24 protein-coding genes and 1 pseudogene are annotated in these 25,543 nt (G+C 73.1%); 11 read left to right on the top strand and 14 right to left on the bottom strand.

Features of this window, described 5'->3' with window-relative positions:
- The 3 genes from GTY56_RS31385 to GTY56_RS31375 all read right to left on the bottom strand — a co-directional run.
- A partial coding sequence (locus tag GTY56_RS31385; protein ID WP_202510990.1) for a cellulose binding domain-containing protein occupies positions 1–267 on the bottom strand: 267 nt, incomplete at its 3' end.
- Between the two features lie 335 nt (positions 268–602).
- Entirely contained in the window at positions 603–1,433 is an 831-nt protein-coding gene (locus tag GTY56_RS31380; RefSeq protein WP_161368671.1) for a hypothetical protein, read from the bottom strand.
- A 264-nt stretch (positions 1,434–1,697) separates the two neighbouring features.
- Entirely contained in the window at positions 1,698–2,546 is an 849-nt protein-coding gene (locus tag GTY56_RS31375; protein ID WP_237525118.1) for a hypothetical protein, read from the bottom strand.
- Between the two features lie 1,150 nt (positions 2,547–3,696).
- Between GTY56_RS31375 and GTY56_RS31370 the strand changes: the two genes are divergently transcribed.
- From GTY56_RS31370 to GTY56_RS31360, 3 genes are read left to right on the top strand one after another with little or no spacing between them, the layout of a single operon-like run.
- Positions 3,697–4,182, top strand: a complete 486-nt coding sequence (locus GTY56_RS31370; protein ID WP_161368670.1) for a sigma-70 family RNA polymerase sigma factor — start codon at positions 3,697–3,699, stop codon at positions 4,180–4,182.
- A 29-nt stretch (positions 4,183–4,211) separates the two neighbouring features.
- Positions 4,212–4,889, top strand: coding sequence for a response regulator transcription factor (locus tag GTY56_RS31365; RefSeq protein ID WP_161368669.1), 678 nt, complete (start codon positions 4,212–4,214; stop codon positions 4,887–4,889).
- Positions 4,886–6,253 (top strand): sensor histidine kinase, encoded by a 1,368-nt coding sequence (locus GTY56_RS31360; protein ID WP_161368668.1) that lies wholly within the window; start codon positions 4,886–4,888, stop codon positions 6,251–6,253. Before GTY56_RS31365 ends, GTY56_RS31360 begins: the two co-directional genes overlap by 4 nt.
- Before the next feature lie 43 nt (positions 6,254–6,296).
- Here the strand turns inward: GTY56_RS31360 and GTY56_RS31355 are convergent, their stop codons facing one another.
- The 4 genes from GTY56_RS31355 to GTY56_RS31340 form a co-directional block, all read right to left on the bottom strand.
- Positions 6,297–6,881 carry a peptidoglycan-binding domain-containing protein gene (locus GTY56_RS31355; protein ID WP_161368667.1) on the bottom strand — a complete coding sequence of 195 codons (585 nt, stop codon included), beginning with the start codon at positions 6,879–6,881 and terminating at the stop codon, positions 6,297–6,299.
- Positions 6,882–7,271: 390 nt separating this feature from the next.
- Positions 7,272–7,781 (bottom strand): TspO/MBR family protein, encoded by a 510-nt coding sequence (locus GTY56_RS31350; RefSeq protein WP_346345626.1) that lies wholly within the window; start codon positions 7,779–7,781, stop codon positions 7,272–7,274.
- A gap of 74 nt (positions 7,782–7,855) precedes the next feature.
- Complete coding sequence (locus GTY56_RS31345) at positions 7,856–8,035, bottom strand: DUF6480 family protein (protein WP_161368666.1); 180 nt, start codon at positions 8,033–8,035, stop codon at positions 7,856–7,858.
- A gap of 172 nt (positions 8,036–8,207) precedes the next feature.
- Positions 8,208–8,849 (bottom strand): ANTAR domain-containing protein, encoded by a 642-nt coding sequence (locus GTY56_RS31340; protein ID WP_161368665.1) that lies wholly within the window; start codon positions 8,847–8,849, stop codon positions 8,208–8,210.
- A gap of 169 nt (positions 8,850–9,018) precedes the next feature.
- Between GTY56_RS31340 and GTY56_RS31335 the strand changes: the two are divergent.
- The 3 genes and pseudogenes from GTY56_RS31335 to GTY56_RS31325 form a co-directional block, all read left to right on the top strand.
- Positions 9,019–9,442 (top strand): annotated as a pseudogene (locus tag GTY56_RS31335) (MarR family winged helix-turn-helix transcriptional regulator); the annotation flags it as partial.
- Entirely contained in the window at positions 9,439–9,882 is a 444-nt protein-coding gene (locus GTY56_RS31330) for a winged helix DNA-binding protein (RefSeq protein ID WP_161368664.1), read from the top strand. The pseudogene GTY56_RS31335 and the gene GTY56_RS31330, both read left to right, overlap by 4 nt.
- 94 nt (positions 9,883–9,976) lie before the next feature.
- Positions 9,977–10,348, top strand: a complete 372-nt coding sequence (locus tag GTY56_RS31325) for a tetratricopeptide repeat protein (protein ID WP_161368663.1) — start codon at positions 9,977–9,979, stop codon at positions 10,346–10,348.
- A 53-nt stretch (positions 10,349–10,401) separates the two neighbouring features.
- On the opposite strand, the gene GTY56_RS31320 is transcribed toward GTY56_RS31325, so the two are convergent.
- Positions 10,402–11,811 carry a PepSY-associated TM helix domain-containing protein gene (locus GTY56_RS31320; RefSeq protein ID WP_161368662.1) on the bottom strand — a complete coding sequence of 470 codons (1,410 nt, stop codon included), beginning with the start codon at positions 11,809–11,811 and terminating at the stop codon, positions 10,402–10,404.
- Positions 11,812–11,965: 154 nt separating this feature from the next.
- Between GTY56_RS31320 and GTY56_RS31315 the strand changes: the two genes are divergently transcribed.
- The gene (locus tag GTY56_RS31315) at positions 11,966–12,610 is read left to right on the top strand and encodes a peptide deformylase (RefSeq protein ID WP_161368661.1); all 645 of its coding nucleotides are present in this window, start codon (positions 11,966–11,968) and stop codon (positions 12,608–12,610) included.
- 139 nt (positions 12,611–12,749) lie between these two features.
- Complete coding sequence (locus GTY56_RS41230; protein WP_161368660.1) at positions 12,750–17,375, top strand: caspase family protein; 4,626 nt, start codon at positions 12,750–12,752, stop codon at positions 17,373–17,375.
- Between the two features lie 7 nt (positions 17,376–17,382).
- On the opposite strand, the gene GTY56_RS31305 is transcribed toward GTY56_RS41230, so the two are convergent.
- Positions 17,383–18,813 (bottom strand): dihydrolipoyl dehydrogenase family protein, encoded by a 1,431-nt coding sequence (locus tag GTY56_RS31305; protein WP_161368659.1) that lies wholly within the window; start codon positions 18,811–18,813, stop codon positions 17,383–17,385.
- Between the two features lie 120 nt (positions 18,814–18,933).
- Between GTY56_RS31305 and trxA the strand changes: the two genes are divergently transcribed.
- On the top strand, positions 18,934–19,320 hold the full coding sequence (gene trxA / locus GTY56_RS31300) for a thioredoxin (RefSeq protein WP_033308037.1): 387 nt from the start codon (positions 18,934–18,936) through the stop codon (positions 19,318–19,320).
- A 16-nt stretch (positions 19,321–19,336) separates the two neighbouring features.
- Here trxA and GTY56_RS31295 read toward each other — a convergent pair whose 3' ends face one another.
- From GTY56_RS31295 to GTY56_RS31285, 3 genes are all read right to left on the bottom strand, one after another.
- Positions 19,337–20,773: a benzaldehyde dehydrogenase gene (locus tag GTY56_RS31295; RefSeq protein WP_161368658.1), complete on the bottom strand. Its 1,437-nt coding sequence runs from the start codon at positions 20,771–20,773 to the stop codon at positions 19,337–19,339.
- A gap of 226 nt (positions 20,774–20,999) precedes the next feature.
- The gene (locus GTY56_RS31290; protein ID WP_524540163.1) at positions 21,000–22,049 is read right to left on the bottom strand and encodes a LacI family DNA-binding transcriptional regulator; all 1,050 of its coding nucleotides are present in this window, start codon (positions 22,047–22,049) and stop codon (positions 21,000–21,002) included.
- 82 nt (positions 22,050–22,131) lie between these two features.
- Positions 22,132–22,800, bottom strand: a complete 669-nt coding sequence (locus tag GTY56_RS31285) for a TetR/AcrR family transcriptional regulator (RefSeq protein WP_161368656.1) — start codon at positions 22,798–22,800, stop codon at positions 22,132–22,134.
- A gap of 128 nt (positions 22,801–22,928) precedes the next feature.
- Between GTY56_RS31285 and GTY56_RS31280 the strand changes: the two genes are divergently transcribed.
- A complete protein-coding gene (locus GTY56_RS31280) occupies positions 22,929–23,492 on the top strand; it encodes an NAD(P)H-dependent oxidoreductase (protein WP_161368655.1) in 564 nt (187 codons plus the stop codon).
- A gap of 96 nt (positions 23,493–23,588) precedes the next feature.
- Here the strand turns inward: GTY56_RS31280 and GTY56_RS31275 are convergent, their stop codons facing one another.
- Positions 23,589–24,494: a LysR family transcriptional regulator gene (locus GTY56_RS31275; protein WP_161368654.1), complete on the bottom strand. Its 906-nt coding sequence runs from the start codon at positions 24,492–24,494 to the stop codon at positions 23,589–23,591.
- A gap of 115 nt (positions 24,495–24,609) precedes the next feature.
- Here GTY56_RS31275 and GTY56_RS31270 point away from each other — a divergent pair, with 115 nt between their 5' ends.
- Positions 24,610–24,825: a hypothetical protein gene (locus GTY56_RS31270; protein ID WP_161368653.1), complete on the top strand. Its 216-nt coding sequence runs from the start codon at positions 24,610–24,612 to the stop codon at positions 24,823–24,825.
- A 57-nt stretch (positions 24,826–24,882) separates the two neighbouring features.
- On the opposite strand, the gene GTY56_RS31265 is transcribed toward GTY56_RS31270, so the two are convergent.
- The coding region (locus tag GTY56_RS31265; protein ID WP_161368652.1) for a hypothetical protein at positions 24,883–25,543 on the bottom strand (661 nt) is incomplete at its 5' end.

The raw sequence follows: 25,543 nt of genomic DNA, 5'->3' as shown, positions 1-25,543 counted from the left end.
CTGGCTGATCTTGGCGTTCCAGCCGTTGGTGACCTTCTGGTTGCCGGCGTACGACCACTTCACCGCCCACGACGACTTGGCGGCGCCGTGGTTGGTGACGGTCCCGGACGCGGTGAAGCCGGTGTCCCACTGGTTCTGCACCTTGTAGTCGACGGTGCAGGGGACGGCGGACGCACCGGTGCCGCCGGGGACGACGGCGAAGGCGGTGCCGGTGGCGCCGGTGACCAGCGCCAGGGCGGCGAGGAGCGCGGTTCTGGTACGACTCATGTGCGGGTCTCCCGTGGTTGGAGTCGTGCTGTCGACCGAACGAGGGGTCCGAAGGGATGCCGAGCCCGGCGGCGGAGAGGCCCGTGCCGTGCGGGCGCCACCGAAGCCGGGGTGAGGTGACGTGCGGGAGCGACGTGCCGGACGCCGGCGTGTCGTTCGCTTCCGGCCGACGCACGCTCCGCCGGTCTCACACGGTGGAAGCGCTCCCACGCCTCGCAAGGTAGAGCACTCCCGCCACCCGCATCCAGGGAGGACGCGCACCTCGGGGTTAAGGCGGAGTTAGCTGGAGGACATCGTCGCCTTGGCGGGTCCGGGCGGGCGCTGCGGTCCGTCGCCTAGGTCGCCGGGAAGGCCGGATGAGGAGGGACGGCAGGACGGGGCGGCACTGCGGACAAACGATTCTCCTCCTGGAGGATGCGCAGCAGGGCCCGGCGGGCCGCGGAGGCGGACGGCCTGGCCTCCTTCTCCTCGCGCATGAGGTCGCGTACGAGCCGGACGGCGGGGTCCCGGGCGGCCGCGCCACCGGACGGATTGACGTTGCCCACGAGCAGGAAGGCCAGGATTCTGCCGAACGCCCACAGGTCGGCCGCCGGTTCGAGGGGCGAGCGAGCGCTGATCTCCGGTGCTAGGGTCCGCGCCCGGGGCAGCAGGGGCACGCATCCGGACGCCAGCAGTTCGCCTGAGCCGCTGCCGCTGAGCACGACGGAACCGGACTCTCCGATCCACACCTGCTCGGGCGCGATGAACCCGCGGACGATGCCCTTGGAGTGGGCGACGGACAGGGTGCGCAGCATGGCGAGACCGATCCTTGCCGCCTGCGGACGGGAGACCCGGTGGTGGGCGACGAAGTCACCGAGGGTCCGGCCGTGGGGACGCTCCTCCACACACCACACGTTGCCGCCCGCGACGAACGCGCCGACGCTGACGGGGAAGCGGCCGGGGTCGACCGACTGGAGGTAGACGCTCTGCCTGAGGTACCGCACCGCGACCTGCTGAGCGCGCCGGACTCCCCTGCCCGGGCCCGCGGAGACCTGCAAGGCGTACAACTCCCGCCCGTCGCATTCGTCGCGGGCGAACCAATGGGAGACGCCCGCCCTGCTGCCGAGTTCCGTGACCAGCCTGATCCGGTTCTGCAGCGGAGCCCTGCCGGGCGATCGAGCCACCATGTCCTCGCTTCACTTCCGATGACGCAGCACATTTCGGGGGTTGGGGCCGTTTCCGCGGCCCGGACCCTTTCACCGGCCCGGATCCCTTCACCGGAACCGATCTCTTCGCCGGACCGGATCTCACCGCCGGACCGGACCGGATCTCTTCACCGGACCGGCACGGCTCCCCACGCGGACCGCGGTCCGCGTGGGGAGCCGTGCCTCCGGCTCATGGCGAGTCCAGGCGCCCCTCCGTCCCAGGAGGTCGGCCGGAGGAGAGGTGGGTCAGCCGTTCAGCTGACACTCCGCCAACCCGTCCAGTCCTGCCGGAGGCGTGGCGCCCTCGCGCTTGAACGCGATCTCGATGCGGTCGATCACAGCCTTCCGCTTGTTGCCGAGCGGACCGAGGATGGCGTTGTCGATGAAGTTCGGGCCGCCCTCACCCTGGGACCGCGCCAGCCGCGCATTGGCCTCACCGATCTCCCGCTCCAAGGCGGCGAGTTCACGGTCGACCTGCCCCTGGGCCCCGGCCGGAATACCGGCCGGCAGCTTGCCTGCCACGTCGGGGCAGTTGACCGTGGGAGCCCCGTCCGCTCCGGCCGCACCGCCTGCCGCCTCCTGCTCACCACCGGCGTCTTCCGCCTGCTCACCACCGGCGCCTTCCGCCTGTTCGCCGGCGCCGCCCGCACCGCCCTCGCCCCCGAGGGCGCAGGGCGCGAACCGCTCCAGTCCTTCGGGTTTCTCGGCGACGCGGCCGATGGCCGTCTCGATGCGGTTCAGCGCGGCCGTGCGCTTGCCCTCCAGCGGGCCCAGGATCGCGTTCTGCACGAAGTTCGGGCCGCCCTCGCCCTGGGACTTCGCCAGCCGCGAGTTGGCCTCCGCGAGCTGCTTGTCCAGCAACTCCAGGTTCTTCGTGACCTCTTCCTGCGCCTCGGCCGGAATCTCCGGCAACCCCTCCACGGAGGGGCAGGCGATGCTCTGCGCACTCAAGGTCCGGGCGGGCGTCTGCTCGCCGCCCTGCCCGGCGAACGCGCCCGCCGCGGCGAAGGTGCCGGCGATCAGTGCGGCGCCGACCACACCCGCACCGGCGATCCGGTACGTGCGGGACTTTCCGTTTCCTCGCTTGCCTGTCATGACGTCCTCTGGCTCCTGCGAAGACCGTCGGACCTCTCCACGGAGAAGTCCCCGGGCTTCGCTACGGGTGCCGGTGCCCCCAGTACCCCTGCCAGCTTGTCGCCGACAGGTACGGGCGCCGCAGGCCGAACGTTCAATCTGGTTCTCGGCCGGTTTTCGAGAAGTGGCCGGGAGGCCTCACCCTCCCACCGCCTGCGCAACGCACAGAAATGCGGTGACCCGGTACGTCGTCCCTGTACCGGGTCACCGCATGCGTGTGACGCACGGACTCCCGTCCCCGGAGCGCCGCCGCCGTGCCTCACCGCCACGATCGTGCAGTCGCGGCCAGGGCCCGCACAAGCGGAGAAGGGTCCGTTGACCCTCGCGTAAGCCCCGCTTGACAACACCCCCTCGGATGGGGGCGCGTGCCCTGCGCACGGCCGAAACCCGCACGGGGCGCGCAGGGTGTTCCCCACCGTCCCCCAAGGGCCGCCGGCCCTCCGGCGCCCGTGCCACCCGGAGACGACGAGGAGCAGCGACGCCATGATCCCTGACCGCCGCGACCGCCGATGGCTGAGACCGGCCCTGACCGGTGCGGTCGCAGCCGCCTTCCTCGGGCTGCTGACCACGACCGCTCCCCCGGAGCCGTCCGGGCGAGCGGCGCGGCCGGCTCACCAGGACGTGCAGGCAACTCACCAGGACGTGGTGAGCCGGCGCCCGACGCACGGCTCCGCCGAGGCAGGCAGCCCGCAGGAGGACTCCGCGCGGCCCTGCGGTTCCGCTCCGGTCCTCGGCCCGCTCCTCCTGGGGTACTGCGGGCGCACCCGGGTGTTCCGGCGGTGCGGTGCTCTGCGCCGGCCCGTGTGCTCCGGCGTCGACGGCCGGACCGGGTGCTTGTGTTATCTCCGCGTTTTCTGAGCGACAGCATCGCGTTGACCTGCCCGGCAGGCATGGTGTCCGCACGCTGTGACCCGACAGGATCTGCCTCGGACGGCCACCGTCCGCATTCCCCCTCCGCGGTGCCCGAGTGCCACCTGACGCCTCGCCCACCGCGGAGGGCCACACCGGCCCGGTCCCCTCCGCCCCCTCAGCCCCCAGCGGAAGGGCCGGGCCGCCACCACGGCACGCGGCGCTCCGCCGCCGGGCAGGAAGCCGTACGTAAGGAGCATGGGTGAGCAGCACGGCGCGGTTCGAGGACTTCTATGCCAGCACCTTCCGGGCCGTGGCGGGGCACGTCTACCTGATGACCGGGGACGCCCACGTCGCGGAGGACTGCACGCAGGAGGCCTTCTCCCGAGCCGTCCCCCGCTGGGAGCGCATCCGCTCCTACGACGTCCCGTACGCCTGGGTGCGGCGGGTCGCCCACAATCTCGCCTGCTCCCGGATGCGTCAGGCCCAGCGTGCCCGGGCCGCCCTGGTGCGCCTCGGCCCCGCCGCTCCCCATCCGCCCGCCGACGAGCACCATGTCGTGGTCGTCCAGAGTGTGCGCGAACTGCCCCTCAAATACCGGCAGGTGCTGGTCCTGCACCATCTGCTCGACCTGCCGGTGCGTGACGTCGCCGAGCGGCTCGGCATCCCGGAAGCCACCGTCAAGACCCGGCTCGCGCGCGGTCGTCGCCGTCTCGCCGATGCACTGGAGGAGCCAAGACCCCTCTGACCGCGCCGTCCCTGACCTACGGTGACCGCATGACCTCGGTTCTGATCGTCGAGGACGACGTACTCGTCCGCGAAGCGCTCACCCGTTCCCTGACGTCCGCGGGCCATGACGTGACGGCGGTGGGCACGGCCATGGAGCTGATGCGCCGGCTCGTCCCGCCCTTCCCCGACCTGGTCGTCCTCGACCTGGGGCTGCCCGACCTCGACGGCGGCCAGGCGCTGAAGATGATGCGCGCCGTCAGCCGGGTGCCCGTCATCATCGCGACGGCACGCAGTGACGAGTCGGACATCATCCGGCTGCTGCGCGACGGAGCCGACGACTACCTGGTCAAGCCGTTCTCCGGGGAACAGCTCGCCGCGCGGGTGCTGGCGGTGCTGCGCCGCGCGGGGCAGGCGCCACCGGACACCCTGCACGTGGGCGGTCTCGTCATAGACATGACGCAGCGCCAGGTCAGCCTCGGCGGTGCGGCCGTCGACCTCAACCGGCGAGAATTCGACCTGCTGGCCTACCTGGCGCGGCGTCAGGGCGCCGTGGTCACACGCCGGGAACTGCTCACCGAGGTGTGGCGGGGCTGCGACGTGTACGACCGCACCATCGACGTCCACGTCTACTGGCTCCGGCGGAAGCTGGCCGAGAGCGGCGGGGCCCGCGACTACGTGGAGACCGTCCGGGGCGTGGGTCTGAGACTGGTGGTGCCAGCGGCATGACCCTGCGCACCTGGCAACTGCGCCTCTCCCTGGGGATCGCGCTGCTCACCACGCTCGCCTTCGCCCTGCCCCTCGGGTACGCGGCGCGGCAGCAGGCGGCCGACCGGGCGCAGCAGCGGTCGGAGCGCAGGGCCGCGGCGCTGGTGACGGTCCTCGCGGCCACCCGTGACCCGGGCGCGGTGCGCGCCGCCTGGCGGAGCACGGGTGAGGACGCGGCGTCGACGTGCGTGCGCGTTCCGGGTGACGCCGACGTGGGACGGTGCCGGGCACCCGGGAGCGCACTGGGGCAGGCCTCCAGGGAAGGCCGGACGGTCCGGGCCCGTGCCGTGGACGGTCAGGACGTGCTGCTGCTGCCGGTCCGCCTGCCGGACGGTCGTACGGCCTTCGTGGAGTCGCTGGTGCGCGAGGCGGAGAAGACCGACGGCGTGGCTGCCGCGTGGACGGTGCTGGCCGGCGCCGTGGCGGCGCTGACGCTGATCGCAGCCATGGGTGCGGACCTCATCACCCGCAGGCTCGTGCGATCGGCGGGCGAGCTCGTCCGGGCGGCGTCCGCCGTCGGCCAGGGCGAGTTGGGCGTACGCGTGCCCGTCGGCGGGCCGCAGGAAGTGCGCAAGGTGGCGGCTGCCTTCAACACCATGACCGACAGGATCGCGGGTCTGATGCAGTCGGAGAGGGAGTTCGCCGCCGACCTGTCGCACCGCCTGCGCACTCCGCTGACTGCCCTGAAGCTGGATCTGGACACGGTCGAGGGGCCCGCGGCGGACCGTCTGCGTGCGGCGGTGACCGCGCTCGACCAGCAGGTGACCCATCTGATCGGCCTGACGCGCAAGGGGTCCGCCGACGCCTCGCCCGTGCCCGGCCAGGGCACCGAACTCACCACCGCGGTGGGCACCCGCATGGCCTTCTGGGCGACTCTGGCCCGCGCGCAGGGCCGGCCCTGCGACGTGACGGTGGACTCCGTACCCGTCACGGTCGACGTGGGCGAGGAGGAGGTCGTGGCTGCGCTGGACGCCCTGCTCGGCAACGTCTTCCGGCACACTCCGATGGGCACCCGGTGCGAGGTGTACGCCGGACTGCTGGACGGCGTGCCCTCCCTCGTCGTCGAGGACGGGGGGCCGGGGATCCCTCTCCAGGAGGCGGCCTCCGTCCGTGGCCACAGCGGAGGGGCATCGAGCGGGCTGGGGCTGGACATCGCGGCGCGGGTGGCCGCGGAGGCGGGGGGCCGGCTGCTGGTCGGCACGAGCCGCCACGGAGGGGCGCAGCTGCTGCTGAGGCTGGGCGGCGAACAGGCGGGGCCGAGGCACCGAACGGCGACGGGGAAGGTGCCCGGGGGCGCGTCACCGGCTGGGGACGCCTCGTTCTGACGCCCGGGTGGGTTCTGGCTGCCGAGGTACTGCCGGGCTGCCGTCAGGTCTCGCGTTCCAGGGCCGACCGGGTGTCCGGGCCGTAGACACCGGGTGGGTCCGTCCGGATACCCCGCAGTGCCTGGTAGTTCTGCACGGCCGCCTCGGTGGGCTGGCCGTACACTCCGTCGACCGGCGCCGTGTCGACACCCGCCGTCCGCAACCTGCGCTGCAGATCCAGCACTTGGCTGCCCTGATCGCCGCGGGACAGGACGGCGGCTTCGCCGTCGGTGGAGCCGTCCGGCTCGAGTCCGGCGTCGTCGGACGCCGCGCTGGACGGAGCGCTCGACGACGCTGCGGGCGCCGTGGACGGTGGTGCGGGCGAGGAGGGCCGGGACTCCGGCGGGCTCGTGCCCGCCCGGACGGGCGGGGACGCACGGTCCGGCGGGGAGGTCCGGCCGGGCGCGGAGGCGGCGGGTGGCAGGAGCTCGGGCGGCTCGAAGGGATCGACGGGCCGGGTGAACAGGTGCACCAGGGCGGCGGTGAGCAGTGCGAGCACCCCGACGGCCGCGGCGACCCACGCGCGGTTGCCGGTCCACCGCACGCGTGCACCGGCCCCGTCCGGCCGGCTTCGCCGGTGCTGTGTCATCGGCGACCCCCTCCCCCTGGACGAACTCGTGCGCCCGGCGACCCGCGTATGCGGCCCTCCGCGCCGACGCCTCTCCCCACGGTCCGCGAGAAGCCCTCCACGAAGGACACATCGCACCCGCTTGTTACGGGCGCACGCCCGCGCGAGCCCGGCCGAGTCTAGTCCGCGCCACCGTGGCCGGTCCGGTGATCCCCGACTCCCGCGCCCCCGCCCCGTGGCCGGGCGAAACCCACGACGCGACATCTGACACTGAAAGACCCCGGCGGGACTCGGGGAGGCGGACGTTCGGCCGGCGCGCCTTGTCACCGCCGCTGTCGAGAAGCGGAGACGAGCGCGTGGTGAAGGACCGGGCCGCGAAGAGGCCGAAAGCCGTCGTCCGAACCCCTGGCGTCAGCCGTTGAGTTGCCAGATGGCGAAGTTGAGGGAGGCCGCGTACAACACCCACAACGCGTACGGGACGAGGAGGAGCCAGGCGGCCCTGCTGCTGCGGCGGAAGAGCACCATCGTCGTGCCGATCGCGGCCAGCAGCAGGCAGATGTCGAGGAACGCGAGGCCGTACTGCCCGGCTCCGAAGAACAGCGGCGTCCAGGCCAGATTGAGGGCGAGTTGAGCGCTCCAGGCGCCGGTCTCCGCCCTGGCCTCCGCCAGGGGGCGTCGACGCAGCACGAGCCACGCGGAGACCGCGATGGTCGCGTAGAGCACCGTCCAGACCGGGCCGAACAGCCAGGAGGGCGGGGCCCAGGCGGGTCGGTCGAGTGAACGGTAGGTGCTCGCGGCGTCCGACGACGCGAGCCCACCCACGGCGGCCACCGCGTAGCTGAGGGCGAGCAGCAGGAGCAGGAGTGGCCAGCGCCGGAGGCGGCGGGGCTGACGGGCGTCGCGGGGCAGGGTCTGCGTCACCGGTGTGTCTCCTCGGGAGTGCGGCGTGGGAAGTCGTTGCCTGGTGCCCCGGATCCCCGGCCTGACGCGGATCCTCAGAGTCCCAGGATGCGCACGACGAAGAACGCGGCGACCAGCAGGCAGCCGATCACGACCAGGGACAGCAAGAGTCGTGGGTGCTCCCAGACCCCGCCGTCCGGACGTTCGTGATGTGCCTCGGCCGTCGTCCCCTCCACGGGCGGCGTCTCTCCGGGCGGGGGCAGCGAATCGGTCATGGTCACACCTCCGGAATCCGGTCGGCCCGACAGGAAGCACATCGGGCTGTGCATCCGGTGTTTCGCTCCCGGGCGCTCGTTCGGATGCATGGCAGGCGCACTCCGGACGCACCGCGGGCGCACTCCGGACGCATGGCTGGCGCACTCCGGCGGCGCGCGAGCGCTGGTGCGCTCAGTCGGTCTCACGGGAGTACAGGACCGAGCCGATCCGCTGGGACAGGTCCTGCCGGGGTCCTGCTGCCGGTGTGGGAGCCGCGGCGAGGAGTTCCCGGGCCAGGTCCCGGACCTTGCGGTTGGTGTCCTGGGACCGGCGGCGCAGCAGACGCATGGCGACGTCCGGGTCCACACCGTACTGAGCCATCAGGATGCCGCGGGCCAGGTCGATGTCCTGCTGGCTGGCCCTGGCCCGGGTCACGTCGCCCTCGGCGAGGTCGCGCGCATGGGAGGTCAGCGACTCGGTGACGTCGATGATGAAGCCTCGCAGCGTCACCACGTCGCCGTTGTCGTCCGTCCGTCCGTCGGCCACCAGCACGACGGCGTGCTCCTCACCCGAGGTGTCCAAGACGCGGTGGTAGCAGCCGAACGGCCTGCCGTCGGCCCGCACCGAGGCCAGCGCCTTCTCCACCCGTTCGCGGTCGTCCGGATGCCGGTGCTCGCGAAACAGCTCGCCCGTCGGTTCCACCGAGTCCGGGACGCGGCCCAGCAGGCGGTACAGCTCGTCCGACCACCACCAGGTGTCCTCGCGCACCCGGTAGACGAACACGCCGGTCAGGTCGTCCGGCGGATCGTCACGTCGATCGGTTTCCTGTCGCACGGCCGCCCTCCCGTCCGACACCCTCGCACTCGGGGCACCTGCCCTTTCATTCTAGGGAGGGAACGGACACCTCTCGTGCCGAGCGGCAGGCCGGTTCGGCACCGGGGACGCGGCCATCGCACGATGCGCCGGAGGTGATGACGAGAGCGGCCTGCTGTCGATGAAGTAGCGGGTCGCGGTCGACCGTGCGGTGGCCCCGCTGGGCCTCACCCACGCGCAGTACTCCCTGGTCGCCTCGCTGCACGGCATGCAGCGCTCCGGCGAACGGCCCAGCCAGCGCCGCCTCGCCGACCACACCGGACTGGAGCCGCTCTATGTGTCGAAGCTGGGCCGCGCGCTGGAGAACGCCGGGCTCCTGGAGCGCACCCGGGACCCGCGTGACCCGCGCGCGGTGCAGCTCGCCCTCACCGAACAGGGCCGCGAGGTCACCGGGCGGGCGATCGAGGTCGTCCACGGCCTCCTCCAGCAGCTCCTCGGCCCGCTCGGCGGCCTCGGCAGCGCGCGCACGCACGCAGGAGTTCACGCGCGAACTGACGGCCCTGCTCGACGCACCTCTTGAACCCTTCAGCGAGAACGGGACGGAGCGGTCATGACCACCACACCCCTCGTCGACCCCCGTGTCATCGGCCTGGCCCATTACGCCGGCCGCGCCCTCCTCCAGCAGGTGCTGGACCGGCACGGCATGACCTTCGAGCAGTCCGTCACCCTCCGCCTCGCCGCGATCGCCGACGGCCCGGTCGGGCGCGACCAGCTGGTCGACGGCGTCACCGAAGCGCTGAGGACCGGCGCCGGGGAGGCGCACGGCGTGCTCGACGAGCTGATCGCCGCGGGGCTGCTGGCCCCGGACGGGGAGGGGGAGGGACGGATCACGGACGCCGGCCGCGGGCTGTACGCCACGACCTCCGCGGCGACGGCACCCAGCACCGCGCGGATCTACGACGGCATCCCGGCGGAGGACCTGGCCGTCACCGGTCGCGTACTGACTCTGCTCACCGAGCGGTACGGCGCCGAACTGGCCATCCTGACCCGCTAGGGGCTCCCGCTCTCCCCCACACACCCGCCCGCGACACCCGCCGGCGGAATACCGGAGGGGCGGACCCGGTTGTCGGCCTCGAAGGAGGCCCCGAGTGAACACCACGCAGGACACCACGTACTACGCCCACGGAACCCCGGCCGAGCGCTGGGAGCGCGCGCAGCTGTTCTTCGACGCCAAGGACTACGCCGCCGCCGCGCGCGTCCTGGTCGGGCTGGTCGAGGAGGTGCCCGAGCAGACCGGGCCCCGGCTGCTCCTGGCGCGCTCCTACTACCACTCCGCCCAACTGCACCGCGCCGAGGCCGAGTTGCGTTCGATCGTCGAGCGGGACCCGGTGGAGCACTACGCCCGGCTGATGCTCGGCCGCACCCTCCAGCGGCAGAACCGGCACGAGGAGGCGGAGTCGCACCTGCGGATCGCCTCGGCGCTCGCGGGTGACTTCGAGGAGCGCCGACCCGGGCTGTAAGCGAAGATGCCCGGCTCCTTGAGGAGCCGGGCATCCGTGTGCCTGGAGTTCCGCTACCGCTCCCCGGCAGGGGTCCCGTACGACCGCCGCCCCCGCCGGTAGGCGATCTCCCCCAGCAGGATGTCGACGGCGAGGAACACGGCCAGCGGGATGCCGAACAGGGGCAGGAAGTAGCCGAGGACGGCGACGCCCGCGAGCAGCGGCACCAGGATCTGCGGCGGGACCTGCTGCCAGGCGCCGCGCGGCACGGGGCGGCCGAAGGCGCCGCCGCGGCCGCGCTGCCACCACATGCGGTAGCCCCAGACGATCAGCAGGATCAGGGACAGCGCGAGCAGCATCAGGGCGATCTGATTGGCCGGGCCGAAGAGGACGCCGGTATGCAGGTCGATGCCCCAGCGGGTGAGCTTCGCGAGCACCGGGTGGTCCGCGAAGCGCAGCACGTCGACGACCTCGCCGCCGGCCGGGTCGATCGCGACGGCGTCCTGCTTCGTGGGCCAGCTGCGCTGGACCTGCTTGACGACGTACGCCGAGCCCGCGTCGGCGGGCGGCACGATCTCCACCGGGTCACCCAGCCCTTCGGCCCGTGCCGCCGCCAGGACCTTGTCCAGGCCCACGCCGTGCGCGGCGTCGCCCGCCCGCCCGGCGGCGGAGTCGTGGCCGCCGTGCTCGCCGCCGGCCGCCGCCGACACCGACGGGGTGGCCTGGCCCAGTGAGGTGCGCAGCTCGTCGATGTGGGCCCCGGCGTACGCCGACCAGGTCAGACCGGTCGCCGAGAGGAAGAAGAACCCGGCCGCCGCCCACACGCCGAGGCTGCCGTGCAGTCCGAGCGTGCGGCGCCGCCCTTTGGTGCCCCGCACCTTGCGCAGGGCGCGGCGCCGGGAGAACCAGAGCGCCAGTCCGCCCGCCGAGATGACGCCCAGCCAGCTGGCCGCCAGCTCGCTGTACAGCCGCCCCGTCTCCCCCAGGTGCAGGTCCCGGTGGAACTCGTCGATCCAGGTGCGCAACGGCAGGGCGCCGGTCGAGCCGTACTGTTCCAGGGAGCCCCGCACCTTCGCGGTGTACGGGTCGACGAACACGGCGAGGGTGTGGCCCTCCCCGACGCCCGGGACACCGGACAGCATCACCCTGGTCGTCGCGCCGGACTCCGGCGAAGGGCGGACGGCCGAGACCGTTCCCTCGGGATGGGCCTTGCGGGCGGCGGCCACCTGCTCGCCGATCGGCAGCTTCCGCTCTCCGACGGGGACGGTCATCTCGTGGTCGTACACGAGCTTCTCCGCCTGGAAGGAACCGGCGTACAGCAGGCCGGTGACGGCGGCGACGAGGAGGAACGGCGCCACCAGCACCCCGGCGTAGAAGTGCAGGCGGAGGATCAGCGGGCGCAGGGGTGCCCAGTTGCTCTTCGACGGGGCCGGGGCGGCTGGCTGGGGGGCCTCGTCCGTGGTGGCCGAGGGAGCGGTGGTCATCGGCTGGCTTCTCCGGGGGGTCTCTTCTGGGCCGTTGCGGTGTCGGCGGTGGCCGTTGCGGTGCAGTAGTCGGAGCAGCGGGGCGTTCAGTTCCCGAAGAATTCATGTGACGCGCATCACATGGGGGTGGGGGGTGCCGTGCCATGCTGAAACGATGGGAACTCCGGACGATCGCGCACCCCTGGCCGAACGGGTCGGGCAACTCCTCGATGAAGGGCTGCCGTTGACCATTGTCGCGGCCGGTGACCCGGTGCTGCGGCGCGGCACCGAGCCGTTCGACGGTCAGCTGGGGCCGGCCCTGCTGGCCCGGTTCGTCGAGGCCCTGCGGATCACCATGCGGGCGGCGCCCGGGGTCGGCCTGGCGGCCCCGCAGGTGGGCGTTGAGCTCCGGATCGCCGTGATCGAGGATCCGGCGCCGGTGCCGGAGGAGGTGCGTCTCGCGCGCGGGCGGGTGCCGCAGCCCTTCCGCGTCCTGGTCAATCCCTCCTATGAGCCCGTCGGTGACGCGCGGGCCGCGTTCTTCGAGGGCTGCCTGAGCGTGCCGGGCTGGCAGGCGGTGGTGACGCGGCCCGCCGAGGTGCGACTGACCGGGCAGGACGAGCACGGGCGGACGCTGGACGAGGTGTTCTCGGGCTGGCCGGCCCGGATCGTGCAGCACGAGACGGACCACCTCGACGGTGTCCTGTACCTGGACCGCGCCGAGCTGCGCTCGCTGTCCTCCAACCAGGCGATGGCGGAGCGCTGGGGCCGGCCCACGCCGGAGGAGGCGGCGCGGGCGCTGGGCTTCGACCTGCCCTAGCGGGCAGACCGACCCGGAGGCGGGCCGCGGTTCATCCACCAGGGTGCCGGAGGCGGTGGAGGACCTGTGGGACGACGACTACCGTGCTCTGGTGGCGCCCGCGCACGCGTAACCTTGTCCCCTCACACGGGGAGGGGCGTTGGGCGAGTCCGGGAACGGTTCGAGGCGCTACGTCGTCGCGGCGGGCACGCTGCACTACCGCGAGGGCCCCGGACTGCCCTTGGCGCACCGGGATGCCGACCGGGTGGCGGACCTCTTCGCGTCCATGGGCTACGAACGGGTCCTGACCGGCGTGTCGTACGACCCCGACCCGGGGGCCTTCGAGGACGCCCTGGCCGACTGGTGCCGCACCGCGGAGCTGTCGGCCGACGACGTCGTGGTCCTCTACTACGCGGGGCACGGTGACCGCTCCCCCACCGGCCAGTACCGGCTCGCCTGCACGGACAGCAGGTGGGACCAGCCCCGTTCGTGGCTGTCCCTGCCGCATCTCGCGGAGACCCTGGCCGTCTCCCCCGTCCGCAACGTGCTGTTCGTCGTGGACGCCTGTCACGCGGCCGCCGCCGGCGCGGACATCGGCCGGGTGACCGACTCCATCGTCGCGAGCCGGGGGCTCGCGGACTCCTTCGGCGCGGGCACCTGGCTGCTGGCGTCCGCGCGCCACCGGGACCTGGCGCGCGACGGTGCCTTCGTCACCGAACTGGTCAAGGCCTGTGCGCAGGGCGACGGGCCGTCACAGCGCTACCTCGCGCCCGACGTCGTGACCAATCGGGTCAACCAGTGCTTCAAAGCGGCCGGTTCGCAGCAGCGGGCTGCCTGCTCGTCGGTCGACCACTCCGAGCGGCCGCCGTTCTTCGTGAACCCCTCGTTCGACCCGCACGCCGAGGTCACGGGCGAGGGGGTGCGCGGGGAGGCCTCGGATCTGTCCTCCCACTTCGAGCCGCGCGGGCGGGGGGTGGAGCATGTGCACGATCCCGGCTCGTACTTCACCGGGCGAGAGCGTGCCCTGCGCGACCTCCGCACGCACCTCGGCGGCGAGGGCCCGGCAAGGCTCCTCGTCGTCACCGCCGACCCCGGTTCCGGGAAGTCCGCGGTGCTGGGCCGGCTGGTCCTGGAGGGGCACGCCGACGCCTCCGTCAACGCCCACCACCAGACGCTGGAGGCGCTGGTCGGACGGTTCGCGGCGGCGGCCGACGTCCGAGCGGCCACTCCGGTGGCCCTGTTCACAGCGCTGTCGGGCCGTCAGCGGCCTCTGCGGATCGTGGTCGACTCGCTCGACGAGGCCGGTGCCGGCAGCGGCAAGGCCGAGGCCCGCCGCATCGCCTGGGACCTGCTGCGCCCGCTCGCGGGCGTGCCGTGCGTACGGCTGGTCGTCGGATCGCGGCGGGAGCTGATACCGCACCTCGGAGGCGGCTTCCCCGTCGTCAACCTCGACACCGGCACCTACGCCGACGACACGGACACGGCCGCATACGTCGCGAAGATCCTCGGTGACAAGGGCGCCCCGTACGAGCACTGCCCCGGCACCGCCCGCCAGGTCGCACACGAGGTGGCCCGGCGGGCCGGGCGCTGTTTCCTGGTCGCGCGGATGACGGCGAGCGCGCTGCTGCGCGGTCCGGTGGTGGACACCTCGGTGCCGGGCTGGGCCGGGCAACTGCCCTCGGACGTGGGCGGGGCCTTCGAGGCCTACCTCCAGCGGATGCGGCCGGAGCGTCACACGACGACCATGGCGCTCCTGACGGCCCTGGCGTTCGGGGAGGGCAGCGGGCTGCCCCGCCGCATGTGGATCCGGGTGGCGGCGCGGCTGGCGGGGATCGCCCTCGCGGAGGCCGATGTCGAGGTGCTGCTGGACGAGGACGCCTCCTATCTGGCCGATGTCCGGGTGGACGGGACGACGTACTTCCGGCTGTATCACCAGGAGTTGACGGACCACATCAAGAGCCGGGTGCTGAGCCGCCGGGACCTGCGGGACGTCCAGGAGAGCTTCGTCGAGACGCTGCTGGACTTCGTCCCGGACGGGGACTGGTCGCGCGCCCACCCCTATGTGCGGGCCCATCTGGCGACCCATGCGGCCGGGGCGGGTGCGCTGGACGACCTCATCGAGGACGCGGCGTTCCTGCTCGCGGCCGATCCCTCGACACTGCTGCCGGCGGTCCGGGAGGCCGTCCGGCGGCCGATGCTGGCGATGGCGGTGGAGCGGTTCGCGTATCTCCTCGTGGACGCGGATCCGCCGAGTGCCGATCCGGCGGCGCTGCTGTCGTACGTGGCGGGGGCGTACGGGGAGGACGGGCTGCGGCGGCAGGCGGAAGGGCTGGCGCGCTCGCTGGAGCGCGTCGACGTGGAGGGGCGGGGCATCACACCGCACCGGGTGGTCGGGCGGCACGACGGAGCCGGCTACGCCCCGCGGTCCATGTCACCGGACTGGAAGATCAGGGACACCGTCCTGCCCGGGGGCGACCGGGTCGTGCTGGCCCTGGCGCCGAGAGACACGCGTGTGCACGTGTGGATGCTCGACAGTCCTTCCCAGTCCACGGTCCTGCCTCATCCCGCCATGGTGGAGGGGCTCGTGCTGCTGTGCCGCGCCGACGGCCGCGCCGAGGCCATCACCCTTGACTCCACGAGCACGCTCAGGGTGTGGGACGTCGCCGAGCAGACCCTGGTCCGGACGGTGTCCGGCACCGGCTGGTCCCTTCTCCTCGACGCCTCGGTCGTCTCGGGGGACACGGCCGTCGTCGTGTGCGGCACGGACGAGGGCGTGGTGGCCGTCGACCTGGCGGGACCCACACCGCTCGTCGAGGTGCCCTGTCGTACCCGCACGCACTACACGGCGGGACCTGACGAGACCGTGTACGAACCGGGCAGTTCCGCGTGTCTGACGCAGGACGGCGAAGGAGGGACACGGCTGCTGGTGTGCGATGCCGCGCAGGGGCATGTCACCGTCTACGACCTCGACGGATCCGGGGGCTCGTGGAGGGCTCTGGACGGTCTGCACAGACCGGAACTCACGGACCACCTCCACACTCCGGACGGCACGCTCGTGGCGGTCACCGAGCACGAGAGCGGGCTGACTCTCCTCAACACCGGTACCCGTACCGTCACGAGGGTTGCCTCCTCGGGCCTCTCGGGCTTCCGCGGAGGCTTCGCGGCCGGCAGTTCGAGCGCTCCCGTCTTCGTGACGGGGGAGAACACCCGGCTGCTGCTGGCCCCCGCCGACGGACCGCCCGTACGGGCAGCGGGTGATCCTCTGCGTCCGTTGTTCGGGGCTGCGACCGCTCTGATCGACGGCAGAGTCCATCTGGTGACCTCGTTCTTCGACCGTCCCCTGGTCGTGTCCGATACCGCGACGGACACACAGCTCGGCTTCCCGTTGCTCGGTCACGAGAGCGCCGTGTGTGCGGTTCGTCTGCTGGAGAGCCGCGGGCCGGCGGCCGGCCCCGACATCCTCGCCATCTCCAACGACGGAACCGCCCGGCTGTGGCCCTGGGGCGCTCACGAGCACCCGCCGTCCGGCCCGCCGGAGTTCGCCGGACCGAACGGCACCCGCATGGAGGTGGACCTGCTCTTCGTCTGGGCGGCGGACCCGACAGCTGTTCTGGCCCTGCGCAACCACAGGCTCGTACGTGTCGAACAGCCGCTCCCGGGCACGCGCGAGCGCGGCCCGGCGTGGTCACCGTGCGGGTCGGCCGTCCCGTCGGTCTTCCTCGACGACGAACGCATCGCCCAGGACGCCGACGGCACTCTCCATCTGCTCCACTGGGAAAGCGGGGAGGAGCCCGCGGCTTCTTCGCGGCACGCCTTGCTGTGGAGCCGGTGGGAAACCGACGGCCGGACGCACCGGACCGTCGTCAGCCCGGACGTGCCCCCGCACTCCCACCTGCTGGCGGTGCCACCGGCGGCCGGTCACGCGAAGGCCCGGTTCCTCGCGTTCGACGCAACGGCGTCGGCCATCAGACGGCTCGGGTCCCCGGAGCAGCGCTCCGCCTGGGTGGCCCTCCCCGGGCCCGGTCATGCGGCCACCGGGCCGGACTGCATGGCGGCGTTCACCACACCGTCCGGTGAGACCAAACTGCTCATGTACACGAACGCGAAACGATCGGAGACGCGGCAGGACCCGTCCGCACACGGGCAGCTCTTCGACATCACCTCGGATGCACCCGTCGCGCAGGCGGAATTCGAACTCGCCGATGCGCTCCGGTTCCTTCTGCCGCACCGCGACGAGAGGGGAACACGCTGGGTCGCACAGCAGTGCAGCGGGGGCGAGGTCTTCGTGCTCGACACGTCGGCACTGCGGCAGCTGGCGGTCCCGCAGCTCGGCGACCCGCCGCGGCACGGGGTCGTCCGCCGCCGGTCGGGCGACACCCGCAACCGCCACCTGCGCTGGGCCGACCCGCCCACGGGCGGCCCGCTGCTGCTGTCCCTCACCGGCCAGACCTCGGGGTACGCCCGTACCGCCCCTGTCGCCGTCTGGGATCCGTCGGCTCCCGGGACCGTCGGCCGTCTCCCCGTCGACGCCTCACGGCTGCTCTGGAGCGGCAACGCCCCGAACGGCGAGGCCCTCGTCGCCGTCAGTGACGAACACGGTGTCGTCCTGTGTCACCTGCCGAGCCGCGAGAAGGTCTGGTCGGCACCGCTGCCCGCCCTCGTGACCTGCCTGACCGCCCTGCCCGGCAGCCCCCGCCTCGACCTCGCCGTCGGTACTCAGCAAGGCGTCGTCTTCCTCCGCCCGAGGCTGTCCCGTGGGTGGCGGGACCGCCTCGGGGTCGGCTGACCGGAGGTCACGCGTCCCGGTACGCCTCCAGCAGCCGCAGCCACACCTCGCTGATCGTCGGGTACGACGGGACGGCGTGCCACAGGCGGCCGACCGGGACCTGGCCGGCGACCGCGATGGTCGCGGAGTGGATGAGTTCGCCGACGCCGGGGCCGACGAAGGTGACGCCCCGCAGGATCTCGTCCTCGACGTCGACGACCATGCGGGCGCGGCCCTGGTAGCCGTCGGCGTAGAGGCCTGCCCCGGCGACGGTCGCCAGGTCCACGTCGACGGCCCTCACCCGGTGCCCCGCCTCTTCAGCCTCGGCCAGGGACAGGCCCACGGCCGCCGCCTCGGGGTCGGTGAAGACGACCTGCGGGACGGCCGTGTGGTCGGCGGTCGCGGCGTGGGCGCCCCAGGGCTCCGCCAGGAGGGTCTCGCCGGTGGCCCGCGCGGCGATGGCGGCGCCCGCGATGCGGGCCTGGTACTTGCCCTGGTGGGTGAGGAGGGCGCGGTGGTTCACGTCGCCGACCGCGTACAGCCAGTCGTGGCCGCTCACGCGGAGGCTGTCGTCGACCGGGAGCCAGGAGCCGGGGTCGAGGCCGATCGACTCCAGGCCGATGTCGTCGGTGCGCGGGGCGCGGCCGGTGGCGAAGAGGATCTCGTCGGCCTCGATGCGCTCGCCCGTGCCGGTGACGGCCACGACCGTCCCGTTCTCCCGGGTCACCGACTCCACCGAGGTCCCCGTACGGACGTCCGCTCCGGCCTCCTTGAGCGTCTCGGCGATCAGTTCCCCGGCGAAGGGCTCCATCCTGGGGAGCAGGCCCTTGCCGCGGACCAGCAGGGTGACCTGGGAGCCGAGGGCCTGCCAGACCGTGGCCATCTCGGTGGCGACCACGCCGCCGCCGATCACGATCAGCCGGCCGGGCACGGCCTTGGCGCTGGTGGCCTCCCGGCTGGTCCACGGCTTGACGGCGTCGAGCCCGGGGAGGCCGGGCAGGGCGGCGCGGCTGCCGGTGCAGACGGCGACGGCGTGCCGGGCGGTCAGGACGCGCTCGCCGCCGTCGGGGCCGGTGACGGTCACCGTGCGCGGCCCCGTGAGGCGGCCGTGGCCGCGGTGCAGGTCGGCGCCGATGGAGTCGAGCCAGCCGACCTGGCCGTCGTCCTTCCAGTCGGAGGTGTAGTAGTCCCGGTGGGCGAGGACCGCGGCCGCGTCGAGGGGGCCCTGCACGGACTGGCGCAGGCCGGGCACGCGGCGGGCGTCGGCGCGGGCGATGACCGGCCGCAGCAGGGCCTTGCTGGGCATGCACGCCCAGTAGGAGCACTCGCCGCCTACGAGTTCGCTCTCCACGACCGCGGTGGTCAGTCCGGCGGCGCGGGTGCGGTCGGCGACGTTCTCCCCCACGGGCCCGGCCCCGAGCACCACGACGTCGTACGCGTTGGTTTCCGTTTCCGTCATGGGGTCAGTCTGGTGGGTGGTGTGCGCCCTGGCCACATGGGTAGGGGCGCGGAATACGTGTCCGGTCGGCCGTGTTGTGCCGACGGCTTGACCCCACACCAGGAAGTAGGGATGTACGCCATGAGCAGCACCGTGGAGCTCACCAAGGAGAACTTCGACCAGACGGTCACGGACAACGAGTTCGTCCTGATCGACTTCTGGGCCGACTGGTGCGGGCCGTGCAAGCAGTTCGCCCCGGTGTACGAGAAGGCGGCCGGGGAGAACCCGGACCTGGTGTTCGGCAAGGTGGACACCGAGGCGCAGCCCGAGCTGGCGGCCGCCTTCGGTATCCAGTCCATCCCCACGCTGATGATCGTCCGTGACCAGGTCGCCGTGTTCGCCCAGCCGGGGGCCCTGCCCGAGGCCGCCCTCACGGACGTCATCGGGCAGGCCCGCAACCTCGACATGGACGAGGTCCGCAAGGCGATCGCCGAGCAGCAGGCTCAGGAGGGCCAGCAGGCCGGCTAGCGGACCCTGCTCGGCATCAGAAGGGGTACGGAGCCACGTCTCCGCGTACCGTCGTCCAGCGCAGTTCGGTGAAGGCCTCCAGGTTGGCCTCACCGCCGAAGCGGGCGCCGGTGCCGGAGGCGGCGACTCCGCCGAAGGGCGCCACGGCCTCGTCGTTCACGGTCTGGTCGTTGATGTGCACGATGCCGGTCGGGATGCGCTCGGCGAGGTCCAGGCCGCGGGCCGGGTCCCTGGTGACGATGCCCAGGGAGAGGCCGTACGGGCTCTGCGCGGCCAGGGCCGCCGCCTCGTCGGCGGTGGTGAAGGAGCGGACGGGCGCGACGGGCCCGAAGACCTCCTCCGTGTAGGCGGGGGTGTGGTCGTCGACATGGGCGAGGACCGTCGGCCGGTAGAAGAGCCTGTCGTGGGTGCCACCGGCGACGATTTTCGCGCCCGCGTTCCTGCTGGCCTCGACCAGGCCGCTGATCTTGCCGAGCTGGCCCGAGTCGATGATCGGGCCCAGGTGGACCTGGTCCCGGTACGGGTCACCGACGGCGAGCGAGTCCGCCTTGGCGGCCAGCCGCTGGACGTACTCGTCGTAGAGGGACGCGTGCACCAGATGGCGTCCGGTGGTCATGCAGATCTGGCCCTGGTGGAAGAACGAGCCCCAGGCGGCCGTGGAGATCACCGCGTCGAGGTCGGCGTCCTCCAGCACGATCATGGCGGAGTTGCCGCCCAGTTCCAGGTGGGCCCGCTTGAGGTGGCGTCCGGCGGCCTCGCCCACGGCCCGTCCGGCGGCGGTGGAGCCGGTGAAGGAGATGACCGGCACGCGCGGGTCGGCGACCAGGGCCTGTCCGGCGTCCGGGCCGCCGGGCAGCACGTGCAGCAGGTCCTCCGGCAGGCCGGCGGCGGCGAAGACCGCGGCGAGGGACAGCCCTCCGCACACGGCCGTGCGCGGGTCCGGCTTGAGCAGGACCGCGTTGCCGAGCGCCAGGGCCGGCGCGACGGAGCGGATGGACAGGATCAGCGGGGCGTTGAAGGGCGAGATCACGCCCACCACACCGGCGGGGACGCGGCGCGTGTACGACAGGCGGGGCGCCTCGCTGGGCAGGACCTGGCCGGCCGGGCGGGAGGCGAGGGCGGCGGCCTCGTAGCACTCCTGGGCGGCCACGTGCAGTTCGAAGTCGGCCTTGCCGGGGACGGAACCCGATTCGCGGACGAGCCATTCGCGCAGTTCGTCGGCGTGCGCGGTGAACAGGTCGCCCGCCTTGCGGAGCACGGCGGCACGGGCGAAGTGCGGGGTGCTCGCCCAGGCGCGCTGTGCGGTGGCGGCCCGTCCGGCGGCGGCGCCGACGTCCTCCGGGGTGGCCAGGGCGAGGGTGCCGAGGGCGTGGCCGGTGGCGGGCTCGGTGACGGTGTACCCGGGCCCCGCGAGGCGGCGGGGCTGCCAGGCCCTGGTGTCGAGCAACGGCATGACGGCTCTCCGATCGATCGTCACCGGCTGACGGGGTGGTCTGGACTCCCGTATGTGCGCGGCCGGTTGGGCGGTCACAGGGCGGGACGCGCCCAGCCGGCGCAGCGGTGTGCCGCGGCCGCCCGGGATTGCGCCCCCGTTTTTGTTGAGCATGCAACATCCTAGCCCTGCCGTGGCGCGGAAGCCGGGCACCCGCTCACGCGTCGGCACGGCGGGTGCCGTGGCGTCAGCTCGATTCGCGGTGCAGCACCGTCGCCCCCAGTACCTTGTGCGTCTCGGGTTCGGTGGCGGGCTTGCGTACCGCGCGGTCGACGAGTCCGGCGAGTTCACGGCCGCAGGGCAGCTCCAGGCGGACCGTGCTCAGCCGGGGCCGCAGCAGCCGCCCGAGCACCAGGTCGTCGGCTCCGACCACGGCCGTCTCCTCGGGGATGCGGATGCCCTCGTCCAGCAGGGCCCGCATGAGCAGCATCGCGTACTCGTCGTTGTAGGTGAACACGGCGTCCAGGCCCAGGGTCCGCCAGCGGGCGGCGAGGGCCGCCGCAGCCTGTTCGTCGTAGGCGAGGGGCAGTTCGGTCACCGTGGCGTCCGTGCCGCGCACGGACTGGCGCACGCCGTCGAGGCGGGGTGCGGAGAACGTGTCCAGGCCGGGCTCCTGCGGTACGACGACGCCGATCCGCCGTCGGCCGCGGTCGTAGAGGTGGGCGCCGGCGCTGTGGCCGACGACGTCGTGGTCCATGAGGAGCGCGTGCGCGCCCTCGATGGTCTCGGGGCCGAGGGTGACCACGGCTCGGGCCCCCGAGCGCTTGAGCACCGCGACCCCGCGCGGACCGAGGCCGGAGCCCGGCACCAGCACGGCCACGGGCCGCAACTCGGCCCAGGCGCGGGCGGCTTCGTCGCCGTGCGGGCCGCCGGTGCCGTGCTGCACGACCGTGTAGTCCAGGGCGGCGAGCGCGTTCTGAAGGTCGGTGAGGAACCGGCTGTAGAGCGGGCCGACGGGGAAGGTGGGCGCGGGGATCAGGACCATGCGGCTGTGCCCGGCGCGCAGGCTGCGGGCCGCCGCGTGCGGTACGTAGCCGAGTTCCTTCGCCGCTTCGTGCACACGGCGGCGGGTGGGTTCACTGATCCGTACGGCGCTGGTGTTGTTGAGGACGTAGGAGACGGTCGCGCGCGAGACGCCGGCCAGGCGGGCCACATCGGCGCTCGTGGGCACGGAGCGCGACGGTGCGGGGGACGGGGGCGCGGGCGTTTTCGGTATCTGCACCATGACGTACGGCATCTTGGCAGAAGCCCCAATGCGCGCTTCCGGCGGGGGAGTTGTGAGGAAGCCGTGAGCGGTCACGGGACCCCGGGAGGGGACCTCAGCCCGTCGGCGCCGTAGCCGTCACCCGGTCGACCAGGTCGGTCCACGCCTCCTCCAGGCGGGCCATGGGCACTCCGCACTGCCTGGTCAGGTGATGTATCAGGGCCGGGTCGAGCTGGCCCATCAGCGCATGGGAGAGCAACTCGCAGTCGGCGTCCGGGACCGCCTGGCGCAGCAGCATGACAACGTGGTGGTGCAGCACGGCGCGGGCCGGGTTGGTGAAGCGGCGGGACGCGCAGGGCTCGGCGGCCAGCTGGAGTTCCAGGTCCTCGGTCGACCGGCGCAGCATCGCACACCCGAACGCCCTCAGCCGCTCCACGGGCGGCGCCCCGGGCCCGAGCGGCGGCGGGCCGCCGAGGAAGGAGGCCTGGAACTTCTTCTCCGAATGGTCGAGCAGCGCCGTCAGGAGGCCGGTACGGTCACCGAACCGGCGGAAGACCGTGCCTTTGCCGACGCGGGCCTCGGCGGCCACCGCCTCCATCGTGACGGCCTCCGCGCCGCGCTCGGCCACCAGTCGTCCGGCGGCTTCCAGCAGCCGGGCGCGGTTGCGCGCGGCATCGGCCCGCAGGCACGGCTCATCGCCCTCCAGGGCGGCCCCCAGCTGCACCAGCTCGGGGTGGCCGACGGGCTCCTGGGGCGTCGGAAGGGGGTGCGGGACGGCGGACATGAAGCCAGCGTAAAGCATCCGGAACAAAACTGGACCGCGGTCCGGTTAGGATGCTACAACGTTAAACGGACCCCGGTCCGGATCGTCAGCAGCCTTTCCGAGCAGTGCCTCAGATGTGGGAGTTCAGCATGTCCGTTCGTATCCTCGCCCTCGTCGGCAGCCTTCGCGCCGGTTCGCACAACCGCCAGCTCGCCGAGGCGGCCGTCAAGCTCGCCCCCGAAGGCGCCGAGGTGAACCTTTTCGAGGGGCTTGCCGAGATTCCCTTCTACAACGAGGACATCGACGTGGACGGCAGCGTCCCGGCCGCCGCCGCGCGGCTGCGTGAGGCCGCGAGCGCCGCGGACGGCCTGATCCTCTTCACCCCCGAGTACAACGGCACCATCCCGGCCGTCCTGAAGAACGCCATCGACTGGCTGTCCCGCCCGTACGGCGCCGGTGCCCTCAGCGGCAAGCCGGTCGCCGTGGTCGGCACCGCGTTCGGCCAGTACGGCGGTGTCTGGGCCCACGACGAGACCCGCAAGTCCGTGGGCGTGGCCGGCGGCAAGGTCCTGGAGGACGTCAAGCTGTCCATCCCCGGCTCGGTGACCCGCTTCGCCGAGACCCACCCGTCCGACGACGCCGAGGTCGCCCAGCAGCTGACCGAGGTCATCGCCCGGCTGCACGGCGACGTCTCGGAGACCCCCGCGGCCTGACCGTCCTCACCCCGTGCCCACGAAGGGCCGCGGCCGGCAACGGCCCCGGCCCTTCCGGCATGCCATGGGGTGGGGCCGCACACTCGCCCGGGCCGTTCAGGCGACCGCCGTGGCGGCCAGGGCCCGCAGTTCCGTCAACGCCGCCGCCACCGCGGGCCGGGCGTGTCCGCCACCCCGGGTGCAGGTCAGGAGCTTGCGATGCGGGTTGCCGGTGCAGGGCACCCGGACGATCGGCAGGTGCGGGGTCAGATGGGCCAGGCGCGGGATGAGCGCGACGCCGAGCCCGTGGGCCACCAGGTGGGCGCTGACGTTCCAGTCGAGGGCATGGTGGACGACCTCGGGAGTGAACCCGGCCGCGCCGCACGCGGACAGGACGTGCGGACGGCAGGGACTGTCCTCCACGGGCGCGATCCACGCCTCCCGCGCCGCCTCGGCGAGATCGGCCCGGGCCCGCCCCGCCAGCCGGTGCCCTTCGGGTACGACCAGGTCGAACGGGTCGTCGAGCAGCGGCTCCTGGTCGAACCGCGCGTCGCTCAGCGGCGGGTTGTGCGGGGTCGCCTCGACGACGGCCAGATCGCTGCCGCCCTCGAAGAGCAGGTCGAAACTCGCGGGAACGCCCGCCTCGGTGATCCGGACGGACAGCCGCGGATGCCGCTCCCCCAGCCGGGCCGCCATCGGCGCCAGCAGCACCGAGACCGCCACCGGGAAGCCGGTCACACGCAGCACCCCGGAGGGCGCCCCGTGGTCGGCCCGCAGATCCAGTTCCGCCTGGTCCCAGCGGGCCTGGATGGCGTCGGCGTGCGCGAGCAGGCTCTCGGCGGCCGGCGTGAGCCGCACCCCGCGCCCCTGCGGCTCCAGCAGGTCGACGCCCAGGTCCCGGGCGAGCTGCCGGACCTGCTGGGAGGCCGCGGACGGGGTGAAGTGCAGGGCCCGGGCGGCCGCGGTGACCGTGCCGTAGTGGGCGACCGCCCTCAGGACGTGCAGTCGGCGCAGGTCAATCATGAAGGCCAGCCTTCACAGTGACATCCACAAAGTCAACCTGGACCTGTACGGACTTCTGGACGCACCCTGGCTGTGTCGCGACGTTCCCCCAGCCACGACGTACGAGGAGTCAGCCATGCCCAGCACCGAGGCCACCGCCTGCCCGCACTGCGGCCGGCCGGACCGGGGCGAGCCGTTCCGGGTGTTGTCCCGGCACACCACCGCGACGGGTCACACGGAGTGGACGCGCTGCGGATGCGGCTCGCTTCAGGTCCGGGTCGCCGACGGCCGCGGCACGCGCGTCGTCTCGCGCAGCGGGCCGGCGGTCCGGCCGGGTGCCGCGAGCCATTGATCGCCGCACCCAGGACATCCGCACGTCGCCTCGCACCGCGCCACCGGTCACGACCGGTCAGCGGCAGTCGTACGCGAAGCCGGTGGTGGCCGTGCGCGCCGTCCCGGAGAGGATGCGCAGTTCGGCCCGCGCCGTGCGGTGCCCCGGGCCCTCGAAGGTCCAGCGCAGGTGGAGGCGGGCCTGCCGCTGGCCCCGGACCAGCTCTTCCTTCAGCAGGCCCGAGGCTGTGCCGTCGCTGCGGATCCAGCGGTAGGACAGCGTGCCCGGGCGGCCGTTCGTGGTGACGAGGCCGACGAGGTCAGCGGTGCCGCCACAGCCAAGGGCCGTCGGCCGGGCCGTGACCGTCACCGTGTTCACCTCCAGGGGCGGGCCGAGGCGCTGCCAGGCGAGGAACGCGAGAACGCAGACCAGGACGAGCGCCGGCAGGGCGTGTCTGCGCAGCCGACGGCCCCGGGGCGCGGGAGGGGGCGGTACGGCGGGCAGCGTCACGTGGGTGCGCTGCCGAGCGGCGGCGGTCACGCCCGGGCCGAAGCGCAGGACGCTTCCCTCGACCCGGTCGGGGCGCACCGGTTGCGCCGGTCCCTGTTCCGCGGCCGGCTGCCCGGCGGGGGTCTCGTCCGGGCCGGGCCGCTGGATCCAGTGGCTGGCGAGCACGGTGGCGCTGTATGCGGCGTCGTCCGGGGCGGGCCGGTCACTCGGGGCGGGGGTGACGGCGGGG

Source organism: Streptomyces sp. SID5643 (genome assembly GCF_009872555.1).
GTDB lineage: Bacteria > Actinomycetota > Actinomycetes > Streptomycetales > Streptomycetaceae > Streptomyces > Streptomyces iakyrus.
This window is presented reverse-complemented; position numbering and strand designations above follow the sequence as displayed.